At 32.8% G+C, this 13,186-nt stretch carries 11 protein-coding genes; 1 reads left to right on the forward strand and 10 read right to left on the reverse strand.

Annotation, left to right across the window (positions count from 1 at the left end):
* Positions 1-70: 70 nt before the first annotated feature.
* From HW275_RS05370 to HW275_RS05380, 3 genes are read right to left on the reverse strand one after another with little or no spacing between them, the layout of a single operon-like run.
* Positions 71-1,186, reverse strand: coding sequence for an efflux RND transporter periplasmic adaptor subunit (locus HW275_RS05370; RefSeq protein ID WP_178935586.1), 1,116 nt, complete (start codon positions 1,184-1,186; stop codon positions 71-73).
* A 39-nt stretch (positions 1,187-1,225) separates the two neighbouring features.
* On the reverse strand, positions 1,226-2,500 hold the full coding sequence (locus HW275_RS05375) for a TolC family protein (protein ID WP_178935587.1): 1,275 nt from the start codon (positions 2,498-2,500) through the stop codon (positions 1,226-1,228).
* A 22-nt stretch (positions 2,501-2,522) separates the two neighbouring features.
* The gene (locus HW275_RS05380; protein ID WP_178935588.1) at positions 2,523-3,149 is read right to left on the reverse strand and encodes a TetR/AcrR family transcriptional regulator; all 627 of its coding nucleotides are present in this window, start codon (positions 3,147-3,149) and stop codon (positions 2,523-2,525) included.
* A 362-nt stretch (positions 3,150-3,511) separates the two neighbouring features.
* Here HW275_RS05380 and HW275_RS05385 point away from each other — a divergent pair, with 362 nt between their 5' ends.
* Positions 3,512-4,255, forward strand: coding sequence for a vWA domain-containing protein (locus tag HW275_RS05385; RefSeq protein ID WP_178935589.1), 744 nt, complete (start codon positions 3,512-3,514; stop codon positions 4,253-4,255).
* Positions 4,256-4,337: 82 nt separating this feature from the next.
* On the opposite strand, the gene HW275_RS05390 is transcribed toward HW275_RS05385, so the two are convergent.
* The 7 genes from HW275_RS05390 to HW275_RS05420 all read right to left on the reverse strand — a co-directional run bounded on the left by HW275_RS05390 (position 4,338) and on the right by HW275_RS05420 (position 13,060).
* A complete protein-coding gene (locus HW275_RS05390) occupies positions 4,338-5,009 on the reverse strand; it encodes a DUF1269 domain-containing protein (RefSeq protein ID WP_255460022.1) in 672 nt (223 codons plus the stop codon).
* 196 nt (positions 5,010-5,205) lie between these two features.
* A complete protein-coding gene (locus HW275_RS05395; RefSeq protein WP_178935591.1) occupies positions 5,206-6,849 on the reverse strand; it encodes an AarF/ABC1/UbiB kinase family protein in 1,644 nt (547 codons plus the stop codon).
* 19 nt (positions 6,850-6,868) lie between these two features.
* Entirely contained in the window at positions 6,869-8,074 is a 1,206-nt protein-coding gene (locus HW275_RS05400; protein WP_178935592.1) for an RIP metalloprotease, read from the reverse strand.
* A gap of 434 nt (positions 8,075-8,508) precedes the next feature.
* Positions 8,509-9,048, reverse strand: a complete 540-nt coding sequence (locus HW275_RS05405; RefSeq protein WP_255460023.1) for a cell division protein SepF — start codon at positions 9,046-9,048, stop codon at positions 8,509-8,511.
* 12 nt (positions 9,049-9,060) lie between these two features.
* Complete coding sequence (locus tag HW275_RS05410; protein WP_178935593.1) at positions 9,061-9,744, reverse strand: YggS family pyridoxal phosphate-dependent enzyme; 684 nt, start codon at positions 9,742-9,744, stop codon at positions 9,061-9,063.
* Positions 9,745-9,816: 72 nt separating this feature from the next.
* A complete protein-coding gene (gene hemW / locus HW275_RS05415) occupies positions 9,817-11,166 on the reverse strand; it encodes a radical SAM family heme chaperone HemW (protein WP_178935594.1) in 1,350 nt (449 codons plus the stop codon).
* A 175-nt stretch (positions 11,167-11,341) separates the two neighbouring features.
* A complete protein-coding gene (locus tag HW275_RS05420; RefSeq protein ID WP_178935595.1) occupies positions 11,342-13,060 on the reverse strand; it encodes a phospho-sugar mutase in 1,719 nt (572 codons plus the stop codon).
* Positions 13,061-13,186 lie beyond the last annotated feature (126 nt).

Genomic DNA, 13,186 nt, shown 5'->3' on the forward strand with positions numbered 1-13,186 from the left:
TTTGCCTGACTGACTCCATTAAAATATTAATTTTCCGTTTTTATATGCATTTTAAGTTAAAATCAACAATTTACTGCACTTTTCTCACTGCTTCATTAGCCTGTACAACATTTTGCCCATCTACTATAAGCTCTACACCTGCAGTAAGCCCATTTCCAGTAACTGCTGCCATTTCCTGATTCTGATTTGTAACTTTTATCGGTATCGCAACCGCTTTGCCATTTTGAACTATATAGACTACCTGTTCTACTCCCTTTACAACAATAGCTTTTTTAGGGATAACTAGTCCATTTTCAGCTCCAGTGTCTATACTTGCAGTTCCATACATTCCGCTTTTCAGCTTTCTGTCAGGATTAGGAATTTTTATTTTCACAACAAATTGTCTTGTCGCTGAACTTGCCGCAGCTGATACTTCATATACAGTTCCTACCAGCTCTTCCCCTTGCAGCTCATCAACTTTTACCTTTGCCTGCGTTCCTACATGGATTTTATTTATTACTTCTGATGAAACTCCCACTTCCAGCTGCATTTCCGATTCATTTACCACAGTAAACAAGGCGCTTCCTGCTGATGTCTGCTGGTGAAGTTCCAAATTCATATTTGCAATCGTTCCTGTTGTATTCGTTTTTATTACAGATTTTCTATTTGTGTCGTTTGCAGAATCTAGCTCTGCCCGTGCCGAACTTAAACTGTTTCTTGAGGCATTTAACTGCGCTCTTGCAGCATCATAGTTAGTTTTTGCCTTTAGATAGTCTGTTTCAGTTACCAGTCTTTTGTTGTAAAGCATATTATATTTTTCGTAATTGATTCTCGCTTCTTCAAGTGCAGCCGCAGCTGAGTTGATATTTGACGAAGCTGTGTTTACATTTGAAGCTGCACTTCTTACATTTGATCTGGCAGCCTGATTATCAATTGATACAATTACCTGTCCCGCATTTACGCTGTCCCCATTTTTTGCATTTATTACAACTATCTCTCCAGAAGAAGTCGCTGTGTAAGGTACTTCCTCAATCCCTTTCAAGGTTCCGCTCGCTGTATATCCCAAGGAAATTGAATTTTGTCCAATAACCTGCACTTTTACCGGCCTTGCGTTATTTGTTACAGCCTGTTTTTTCTTTCCACAAGATATGGCAAACATCGCAAGTATTGCCAAGCCTACTATGATTTTTTTATTATATAATTTCATTGTTTATCTCCTCCTGTTTTCATATTTTATCAAACCTGATTAATCAAGAAAAGCTCCATACTGTGATACAAGATAATAATATTGAAGTCTTGAATTTGCATAATTTACACGGCTTTGTCTTAATTTTGCCTCTGCATCAAGCAAGTTGTTCATTGTTATCAAATTATAGTTATATCTTTCCTTTTCCAATTCATATGTTTCTTCCGCACTTTCCACCGCAACTCTCAACGCTTCCAGACTTTTTTCCAGCGCCTGCAGCTTGTAATATGTTTTTCTCATATTTGCCTTAACCTGTTCCAATGTCTGTTCTGATTTCACCGCTGCAATTTCCTCAGTTTTCTTGGCATATTTCACATCATCTTTTCTTTTTCCCCAGTCAAAAATGTCCCAAGTGAATTTTACTCCTGCTGCCGATGAAAAATCCTTCACTTCAAATGCATCCTTTAACTTATTTTTTGAACTTAATGCTCCATAATTTACTACTCCATTAATTACTGGGAAAAAACTTGCCCTTTCCAGCTTTGTATTTTTTTTGCTTAGATCAATCTGTTTCTGTGCGATTTTATACTCAGTATTCTGTGTTGTCAATTTTTCCATATCCTTTTCCAAGTCAATCGTTTTGGTAAAATTGTCCTCCACTCCAAATGGCACTATTTCAATGCTGCTTGGGTTCGGCACTCCAATCAGTATTCCCAAAGACTCTTTTGCAATCTCGATATTTCCCTGCTGTTCTACAATCTGTGCCTCCATAGCCTTCAGGCTTCTTTCGGCCTCCCTGTATTCAGGCTTTGTAACCATTCTCAAGTTATATTTCTCAGTCTGAATTTTATAATTTTCTTCCAATGCTTCCTTCGACTTTTGCAGCACGCCAAGCGTACTAATCGCATCATATACGTCAATATATGCCTGAACCGTACTTAAAACCGTATCTTTTTTTGTCTTATCTAATTTCAGCTCAGCTAATTTCAAGTTATCCTTGCTTATTTCATTTCCTAGCTTCAATTTTCCGCCTGTAAAAAGCGGCTGTGATAATGACAGATATTGTTGATATGCTTCCCCAGTCTTTTGCGACATGACATTTTTAAAGTAGGCGTTTGCCGAAGCGTTGTAGCTCACTGTAAAAAATCTCTGTTTCCACGTTCTGCTTACATCTATCTGTCCTCTGTCCACTTCTAGCATTCCCACTTTTATATCCTTGTTATTTTTCACCGCCATTTCAGCAGCTTCCTGAATCGTTATCTTTTGTGCAAAATTGGGAATTGCCATTAACAATAGCAATATTGATACTACTATTTTATTTCTGTTTTTTTCCATTTTCCCTTCTTCCTTCCTGAACTTATCTTAATGCATTATTTATAAACTTTATTATTTCCTTCAGCGAATTTTCAATTTTATCTGTATTTTTTATATTAATCAGCTCATCATCCTTCATATTCCTAAAACTTTTTAAGACAAATTCATCATACAGAAATTCCTCTATTGAAGTTAATATAAATTCTGATATAATCTGTGCCTTGTATTTATTCCCATTTTCCCTGTTAAATTTTTCAACAATATTTGTTTTTATAAAATCAATTGATTTTCCCCGCAGTTCTTCAAAAAAACTTCTTAATTTTGGATCAATCGAATATTTCTCAACCGCTTTTAGTTTCATATTATTCAAAATTTTAACAGCATGATTCATTTTAGCTTTTGCGTAATCTTCTAGAACCTTTTCTGGCATTTGATCAACATTTATATTTTCAAGATTTCCAATTGCTTCCTTTTTTATTTTTTCTAAAACTTCATAAAGCAGCTCATCCTTAGTTGCAAAATACGTATAAAAACTCCCTTTAGATATTCCTAAATCCTTTGTAATATCCTCCACCTTTGTTTCCTCGTATCCGTTTTTTGCAAACAGTTCCCACGCCTTATCGACGATTTTCTTCCTTTTCTGGCTTTTTACATTTTTCTTTCTTTCCAACCGCTTACCACCTAACAAATAAAATTGACTTGTAAGTCATTTTAATATAATATAACGTTTTTTCCATTTTGTCAATTATTTTTGTATTTGAAAATTTATTTTTTATTTTCGGTGTATTGTCAAGTCAAGTGCAACAAAAAGTAAAAATAATATAAAAATAAAATTTTTTTCAGCCATTCCTTCCGCTTTTATCCGATACTGTCAAAAAACCTTCTTTATTATTTGAATAATAGCCGTTATTGACGATAATAGCAACATTATTCTCAAAAATGTGAAATATATTTTATTGACTTTTCTGTTTAATCGGATATACTTTAATTAGGAAGAATTAATTTTATTAAAAAGACAAGGATGTGATTTTGATGAAAAAAATTTTTAATTTATGTTTTTTTCTTTTGGTAAGCCTAGTTATTTTTCCAGCTTCAAAAACTAAAAAAGTTACTTTTGGAAAAAAAGCAGATCCAAAAAAAATGGAATTGGTATTTATTTTAGATAGAAGCGGTTCAATGGGCGGGCTGGAATCAGACACCATCGGAGGCTTTAATTCAGTTCTGGAAAAACAAAGAAAAGACAAGAACGGACAAGTAAATGTAACAACTGTTCTGTTTGACAACGAATATGAATTACTGCACAGCAAAATTCCGATACAGCAAGTAAAGCCCCTAACTGAAAAAGAATATTTTGTAAGAGGCAGCACTGCCCTTCTGGATGCAATTGGAAAAACTATTTCCCAAGTAAAGGCTGAACAAAATAAATTAAATTCCAAGGAACGATCTGAAAAAATACTATTTGTCATCATTACCGACGGAATGGAAAACGCAAGCAAGGAATACACAGTAAACGCAGTAAAAAAACTAATCAGTGAACAAAAAGAAAAAGAAAACTGGGAATTTTTATTTTTAGGAGCAAATATAGATGCTATAAAAACAGCCGAAAGCTTTGGAATAGAAAAATCCAGAGCCGCCCAATACAAATCTGACAGCATAGGAACTCAGCTAAACTACGACTCAATAAATAACGCAGTAGAAGAGTTTCGACTAAACAACAAAGTTAATGACAGCTGGAAGGATAAAATAGAAGAAGATGTGAAAAAGAGAGGAAAATAATTATTTTAAAAATCTTTTGGAAATGTTATAGCAGCCATTTTGAACAAAAAACAGGGATAAGATTTTTTACCCCTGTCTTTTTTTACTTTTTAAATTTATTTTTCAAATCCAGTACAAATTTTGTCAAATCTTCTGTAAACGCTTCTGCATTAGCTTTTACCTTTTCTGAAAAATTATCTAAATTGCTTTTTATTTCTTTAGATTTATTTTCAAATTTTTGCTTTAACTCTTTGTATTCAACATCTGTTTTTAATTTTCTTTCATATTCTTCTGCCAGTTCCAAGTCTTTTCTTACAATTGAGGCATCTTTTCTTAAAATAGTTTCCGCTTCATATTTATTTAAAAAGTTGTCGAGTTCAGAAGTATCTGATTCCGATGTCAGCAAAATCAAGGCATAATGATCATTCACCAAATATTTTGACACATCTTCAAAGATGCCAACTACTTTTTTATCTGCTTTTTCTCCATGGCTTTCTCCTAACAAAGCCCCAATAGTTCCACCAAAGATAACACCTAGTGGCCCTCCGATAATTCCAATTAATCCTCCAAGCAGCCCGCCGTTCAAAAATCCTATATTCCCATTTGCATTTACTTCAAATCCATCTTTAAAAGACAAGCTGTCATTTTCTTTTTTCACAACAGCCGCCTGAGTGATTACATAATTTTCTCCTAAATATTTTGCTTTTATATCCGCCAATGCCTCAAATGCGCTTAGCTGATTCTTAAATGTTGCAAGCAGTACATTGTTTTCCATAATCATCAACCCTTTCATATTTCTTTATTTTTATAAAATTATATTAACCTTCTCTAATTATGAACTTTTAAAACCCGTATAGTCCTAAACTTTAAATAAAATGCCCATAATTTTTGAATTTAGTTTCAAAGATTTTATACATCATTTAAATTATCTTATTATACTCTTCCAAAAATAGTTTTTATTGTGCCGTCACTTATTTTTTACTTTTTAAAAACAAATTCATCCCCATTATTCCTGCAATAACAAACCCTAGCAGTCCTAGTCCAGAAATTCCAAAGATTTTTGGCGGGATATTTGCCAAAGCCAGTATTGAAGAGCCGACAAACAATGATGAAATAATAATTGCCAGAACTAACTCCTCAAAAGTCTTTTGAAATTTTTCAAAACCAATTATTTCATGCTTATGCTTTAATTCATTTTTTTGAATTTTTTCTAGAATCATTTTTAAATCTGTCGGCAAAGTTAGCCAGTTGTCAGAAAAGGTTTCTAGTTTAAAAGCATTTTGCTTTAAAATATTTATTGGATTCATTCGCTCTCTGGCTATTTTATCCATATACGGATACATGACCTTCGTTATATTAAGATTTGGATCCAGATGCCGTCCTATTCCTTCAATTTGCCCAATTCCCTTTACTAGCAGGTAAATGTCTTCAGAAAGCAGAATCTGATTGTCGCTGAATATCTTTCTTGCCTTTTCAAAAAGCACAACCACATCCAGAGTTTCCAGCGAATTTCCGTCTATCATTTCCATCAGCCCGTAAAGTTCCCGTTCCAGCTTTTTTTCATCTGCAACTTCAAACTTTATCGCCAGTTCCCGTATCACTTCAATCATTTTTTTTACATCTTTTTTCAACGAATAAAGAATTAAGCTGATTAAAAGTTCCCGCTCATTTGGGTAAAGCCTTCCCATTGCACCAAAATCAATAAATACAATTTGTTCATTTTCCTTTATAAATATATTGCCGGGATGAGGATCGGCATGAAAAAATCCATGTTTTAAAAATTGTGTCAAATATAAATCAAGTCCGGTTCTTGCAACCTTTTCCGGTTTCTGCCCAATTTTTATGATATTTTCAATATCTGTAATCTTAAATCCCTCAATCATTTCCATAGTCAGAATACGATCGTTGGAAAGCTCCTTATACACGGCAGGAACGTGAATTCTCTTATCATCCTTAAAGTTATTTGCGAAACGGAGTATATTATTCAGCTCATTATTTAACGAAAGCTCTTCATTCAGCATTTTTTCAAAACTTTCAACAATCTCGCTAATATTCATTCTTTTCAAATAATCGTAATATCGCTCAAGCGTTTTTGAAAGGTTTTTCATAATACCCAAATCTGCCTCAACAACAGGGCGTATATTTTCCCGCTGCACCTTTATAACAACTTTTTCCCCAGTTTTTAATTTCGCTCTAAATACCTGTCCTATTGAAGCTGATGCCATTGGATATTCTTCTATCCCGCTAAAATAATCATCTACGTCAATTCCAAGCTCCAAATTTAATTTCTGGCTTATATTAACTTTCTCGACTTCCACATTATCCTGCAATTTCTGCAGTTCTACAATGAGCTCCTCTGGCAAAATATCCTTTCTGTTGCTTAACATCTGTCCAAATTTCACATACACAGGCCCCAGCTCTTCAAGCGCCATCCTCACTCTTTCATAGAAAGTGTATGAGTTTATCTCCCTTATCCGCTCGCTGTACTCTTTTTTTACCCTTTTTGGAACAAACCTTTCCAGATCTCCCTGCTTAAAAAATTCCTCAAATCCATATTTAATAATGACTCTCGGAAGTTCAAGCATTCTTTTTATATTCTGATTAAATATTGCCATTTATTCTACTTCCTTTTTCCTAAAAATACTTAGTAACATCAAAAAATACAATAACCAGCATTAATACAAGTAAAAATATCATTCCAATCATATGTATTCTTTCTTCTATTTTTTTATTTACCTTTATTCCAAAAAATTCAGGAATGACGAATATCAGCCTTCCCCCGTCAAGTGCCGGAATAGGCAGTAAATTCATAATTCCAATGTTTATTGAAATAAGAATAAATATCCCAAGCAGTGCAAAAAATCCACCTTGCCCATAAGCCTGCCCAATAATTTTTGGCAGCCCGACAGGCCCTGTCATTTCCTTCATTGCCACTTTCCCAGTTACAAGCATTCTCACGCCATCCAGAGTCAACTTAAAATAATCTCCAAACATTATAAAACTCATTTTTATTCTTTCACCGACATTAGTTTTTTGTGGCAAAACCTGTATTCCAAGCAGATTTGCCTTCGCCTCACCGTAGTAAGTCAATTTCACATTTTCTGTAATTTCCTTGTTATTTCTCAAAATTTTCAAGCTTACATCTTCATTTTTATAATTCTTACTAATTTTCGCAACTTTTTCTGACATTTCCACCCAGTTTGACACATTTTCACCATTAACCGCCAAAATTCTGTCATTTACTTGCAATTTTCCCTTTGCCCTTGAATTTGCCTGAATTTCCCCGACAACTGGCGCCGTATATTTTATAGGCATAATTCCCGTTATAGAAAGCAGCACAAACAATGCAATCAATGCTGAGATAAAGTTCATCATAACTCCTGCAATCAGCACAACAAATCGGCTAAACGGCGGCTTTGTAAAAAATCCGTTCTTCTGAATATTTTCCTGCTTTTTCAATTCCTCTTCCACAGCCTTATCCAGCCGTTTCGACACTTCATTGACAAATTCTTCATCTTCAGTTTCCCTTGTTTCACCTTCCATATTCTTTAACTTCTGTTCTCTTTTCAGTTCCTCAATAATCTCATCAGTCTTTTCCTTCTTAAATCCCTTCAAATCAAATTTTTCAGGCTGCATACCCTCGATATTGACAAATCCCCCAAGTGGAAGCGCCCTAATCGAATACACCGTTTCCCCTTTCCTCGCTGAAAAAATCTTAGGCCCCATTCCAATAGCAAACTCCGAAACAGGCATCCCAAAATACTTAGCAGTGGCAAAATGCCCCAATTCATGCAAAAATACAATTAATCCCAAAATTACTATCGTAAAAATTATTCCCATTTATCTGTTCTCCTAATTTTCTTTTATTTTTATATCTATACTATTTCCCATTTAAAGAGTAAAAATCAAAAATTCATAAAATTAAAGTCATTATTTTTACTATGCTATTATACAACCTGTGTAACTATTAAAATATCCTTTAATTAAATTTAATCATTAAGTATCCATCTTAAGGACTTTTATAATTTTAGTTTATAAATATTATGATTAATAATAGTTTTTTCTATTTTTTATTGAATTTTTTTGTAACGTAGGATACTTAAGAATTAAATTTGATTTTTTTAACAAAGCTATCAAATTAATTATTGTAGAATTTTATTTCTATTTTTTAAATAGGATTTAGTATTAAAATAAATTATTAAAAAATACTGCTTTAAATGAGAAAAACCCATAAAAAGCAGCCAAATTCCAAAACTTAACTTAATATTTTAGTATTATAATAAGTTACTATCTCTTGATTCTTCTCCCAATGAAGCATCAATATCTTCATAGTCGATTCCAACTGGAATAGAAGTCAAAACTTTGTCAGTAACTTTTGAAAGGTGCGCATTCATTGCATAGGCAGCTCCACTCACAAAATCTATTACCCTTTGTCCCACTTCATACTCTAAAAATTCCAAACTGAATGTTACAACTTTATTTTCTTTTATTGCATCCGCAATTAATCTCGAATCTTCAAAAACTTTTGGTCTGATAATCGAAACATAACTTACTTTTGACGACGCCATTTTTGTACTTTCCTCCTTTTTTCCTACTCCAAAAAGACTTCCAATGCCTTTTTTCTCTTCTGGTTGTTTTTCCTGTTCAACTCGGTTTACTGTCGGTTTTGGTTGAACTTTTGCTTGCTGATTTTGTGACGGCTGTTCTGCTGCCGCTTCTTTTCTTTCATCATTTGACAACTCTTCAGATAACTCATCGTCATCATCTTCAATATCATCGCCAAAAAATTCCATTAATTTTCTTTTAAGTCCCAAAGCATAAACCTCCTATTCAAATAACTTACTTCCTATTCTAATTATAGTCGCCCCATTTTTCAGGGCTTCCATATAATCATTCGACATTCCCATAGAAATTTCCGTAACATAATCATATTGCTTCTGGTATTCTTCTTTCAGTTTTCTCATATTTGAAAAATAATCATTTATTTCATCCTCAGACGCTTCAAGTGGAGCCATAGTCATAAAACCAGCTATTTTTACATTACTCATAGAAAAATACTTTTCGCTATTTTTTTTAAAATCTTCAATATAAACTCCTGTTTTGGATTCTTCCTTTGAAACATTAATTTGAACTAATCCATTTATAATTCTGTCATTTTCAATAGCTTTTTTATTTATTTCCTCTAAAAGTTCATAAGAATCAATCGAATGTATTAAATTCACACTATTAATTATATACTTTATTTTATTTTTTTGCAACCTTCCAATAAAATCCCATTTGATATTTTTATATTTTTCATCTGAAAATTCATTCAGCTTGTCCCGATAAAGCTGAGCCCGATTTTCACCAAAATAATCATAGCCCATCTCAATCAGAGCCTTATGCTCCTCCACATTCAAATATTTACTTACAAATAAAATTTTCACTTTTTCAGGATACGGAGAATATTTTTTTATATCTTCCAAAATTTTTTTATAATTCTGCTGAATTTTTATGCTATCAAGTTCCATTTTTGCTCCTTATTATTTTTGACTTGCTTTATATATGATATTTTTACAGTTACAACTATTATAACCTTTTTTTCAAATAAATTCAACAAATACATCATTTGCCAGCAGCATTCCTTTTTTTGTCAGCCGAAGCCTTATTTCATAGGCATTTCCCGCTATTTTCCCATCAAAATATTCATTATTTTTGACTTTATTTTTTATTTCTTTTTCTTTTGCGGCAATAAATTTTTCAATTTTTTCAAATTTTTTTTCAGAAAAATCCACTTTTTTTACAGCAAATTTTTTCAGCAATCCATTTTTTATAAGTTTTTCAACTTTCTTGTCCTCAAAATACCCAATTCCTTCCTGAATCAGCCTTAACCCCAGTATTTTCTTCAATTTTTCACTTTCAGCTTCATCCACAATTTCCACTGTATTCTCGTCAATCGGTAATTTTTCACTATCTAGAAATTTATAATATTTATTAAATGTCCGCACATTGCTATGCCGGTTTTCACCATAATAAGCTGCCGCACTCATTCCGACACCAATAAATTTCTTATTTCTCCAATATTTCAGGTTATGCCTTCCGCCATTTTTCTGCCTTTTCTCAATCATCTCAAAATCTTCTATATTTTCCAAAAATTTATTTTCTAATTTTTGACTTTTAAAATTTTCGTTAATACTTATATTTCCCTCAAAATTTCCATCAATTCGTGCAAAATTCGATATTTCATAATGACAGTACCCATTTTCATTAAAAAATTCAATAATCATCTCATACATCTGAGCTTCCACATCCTGATCAATTTCCGACAGAATACCCTTTTGCAACTTGCTCCAGAAAACAGTCCCTTCCTCCCATATAAGCGAATAAATCGACACATTTTCAGGCTTCAATTTTTTCAAAATTTCCAAATCCTTCTGCAAATCTTCAATGCTTTGATTAGGAATCCCAAACATCAAATCTACAGTTATATTCTCAAATCCAGCTTCTCTAGCCATTTTGTACACATTTACCGCATCATCTGAACTATGCTGCCTTCCAATAAATTTCAGTACATGATTCTGAAAGCTCTGTATCCCAATACTCAAACGATTTATCCCAATTTTCCGAATTTCCTCCAATTTTCCCAAAGTCATATCTGTCGGATTCAATTCCAAAGTAATTTCCGCATTCCCAGTCCAGTCCAATTCATCCATTATTTCCCTTATCATCTCAACTGGCAATACCGAAGGCGTTCCTCCTCCAAAATAAATCGTATCATACTTAAGTTTCGGATACATCCTAATCTCCTTAATCAAATAATCCACGTATCTCCTATACTCTTTTTCCATTCTCACAAACGTGCAAAAATCACAATATTCACACTTTTTATTACAAAATGGAATATGAATATATATTGCATCAATATCTTTTTCTTTTATTTCTATCTTTTCCATACTTTATTTTTTTCACAAGTTCTCTCTAAAAATTTTATTATATTTTTTTATTTTATGTTGGCAAATCTTTTTTATATACAAAAGCAGACCTGAAACAAAAAAGATCAGAAAAAACTGAACTTCCTCCAAAAAATTGGATATTTAGTTTAAGTAATCTTCTGATCTCTTTAAAAAATTATAATCCTAAAAATTTTGAAAATTCTTCCATTGTTTTATCAAGTTTTGCTTTTACATTTTCGTTTGAATCTGCATTTACGCTAAAGTAGAATTTGATTTTTGGCTCTGTTCCAGATGGACGGGCTGTAATGTAAGTGTCGTCTTCAAGAACAAATTGTAAAACGTTTTCCTTTGGTAATTTTATTTCAGTTTCAGCTCCTGTTTCCAGATTGTATTCTTTATGTGAGAAAAAATCACGTTTAATTTTTATTTTTTTACCAAGCAGTTCGTCTTTTATATTTTCTCTCAAGTTAGACATAAGCGCTGCCATTTGTTCGATTCCATCTTTACCTTTAAGAGTTACAGATTTTATTCCTTCCAGGTAATATCCAAATTCTTTATATAATTTTTGCAATTCTTCATAAATTGAACTTCCTATTGAATCATAGTAAGTGGCCATTTCAGCGATTACCATTGAAGTTACCAGCGCATCCTTATCTCTTGCGTGTGTTCCAATCAAATATCCGTAACTTTCCTCAAATCCAAATAAATATGTTCCATCCAATTCCTTATTTTCAAATTGTCTAATTTTTTCTCCGATATACTTGAATCCTGTCAACGTTTTCATAACTCCAACATTTTTTGAAGGTGCAACTACATCGATCATCGGTGTAGAAACAACTGTTGTTATAACTTTTGCATTTGCAGGAATATCTTTCTTGTTGTTTAATAAATATTGCAGCAATAATAATCCAACTTGGTTTCCATTTGGATAATACCATTCATTTTTGTCATCTTTTACAGCAATACCGATTCTATCCGCATCAGGATCGTTTGCCATAACTAATTTTGCACCAATTTCATCAGCTAATTTTACGCCAAGTTTAAATGCCGCTTTTTCTTCAGGATTTGCATAAGTTACAGTTGGAAAGTTTCCATCTGGCTCAATTTGTTCCTTTACAACTTCATAGCTGTATCCAAAATCAGATAAGATTCGTTTCATTGGACGTCCACCAGTTCCGTGAAGCGGAGTATAAACTATTTTGAAATTTTCTTTTCCTGGAACATTTGTTTTTAAAGTTTGTGTTTTAATTGCATCTAAATAATCATCATCAATTTTTCCATCCAGTTGAATAATTAATCCTTTTTCTCTTCCTTCTGCTTCAGAAATTACTTTAATTTCTTCAAGAGTTTGAATTTTATTAACTTCAGCAACAATCGCAGGTGCATGAGGATCTACAACTTGAGCTCCGTCATCCCAGTAAACCTTGTATCCATTGTATTCCACAGGGTTATGAGAAGCAGTTACGACGATTCCAGCCATAGTCCCTTTATATCTTACTCCAAACGATAATTCAGGAGTGGAACGCAAATCTTCATAAATGTAGGCCTTAATTCCATTAGCAGCCATAACTCTCGCTGTATTCAGGGCGTATTCTCTTGAACCGATTCTGCAGTCGTGGGCAATAATAATACCTTTTTCCTTTGCCAATTTTTCATCAAAACCTAACATATAATTTGCAAGCCCTTGAGTCGCTTTTCTAATTACGTATTTATTAATTCTGTTAGTTCCAATTCCACGAACGCCTCTAATTCCACCAGTTCCAAAGCTCAAGTCCTTAAAGAATCTGTCTTCAATTTCCTTATCATTTCCAGCCAGACTTCTTAATTCTTCCTTGTCTTTTTCATCAACAGCTTCTGAATTTAACCAGTATTCATATTTTTTCATATATTCCATGGTACGCCTCCTAAAATTTTTTTATTTAAACGATTTTAATTATTTTACTAGCTTCTTTTAAACTAATTATCTCCAAAAATTTCTCTATTCTATATTAATTTTACCACATTTATTTGATTTAACAAG

The sequence above is a fragment of the Leptotrichia sp. oral taxon 223 genome, assembly GCF_013394795.1.
Taxonomy (GTDB): Bacteria; Fusobacteriota; Fusobacteriia; order Fusobacteriales; family Leptotrichiaceae; genus Leptotrichia.

Coding starts and splice junctions, on each gene's coding strand:
- HW275_RS05375 (WP_178935587.1), bottom strand. CDS start 2,500: ATGGAAAAAAACAGAAATAAAATAGTAGTATCAATATTGCTATTGTTA.
- HW275_RS05395 (WP_178935591.1), bottom strand. CDS start 6,849: ATGGCAATATTTAATCAGAATATAAAAAGAATGCTTGAACTTCCGAGA.
- HW275_RS05390 (WP_255460022.1), bottom strand. CDS start 5,009: ATGGAAAACAATGTACTGCTTGCAACATTTAAGAATCAGCTAAGCGCA.
- HW275_RS05370 (WP_178935586.1), bottom strand. CDS start 1,186: ATGAAATTATATAATAAAAAAATCATAGTAGGCTTGGCAATACTTGCG.
- HW275_RS05400 (WP_178935592.1), bottom strand. CDS start 8,074: ATGGGAATAATTTTTACGATAGTAATTTTGGGATTAATTGTATTTTTG.
- HW275_RS05385 (WP_178935589.1), top strand. CDS start 3,512: ATGAAAAAAATTTTTAATTTATGTTTTTTTCTTTTGGTAAGCCTAGTT.
- HW275_RS05420 (WP_178935595.1), bottom strand. CDS start 13,060: ATGGAATATATGAAAAAATATGAATACTGGTTAAATTCAGAAGCTGTT.
- hemW (WP_178935594.1), bottom strand. CDS start 11,166: ATGGAAAAGATAGAAATAAAAGAAAAAGATATTGATGCAATATATATT.
- HW275_RS05410 (WP_178935593.1), bottom strand. CDS start 9,744: ATGGAACTTGATAGCATAAAAATTCAGCAGAATTATAAAAAAATTTTG.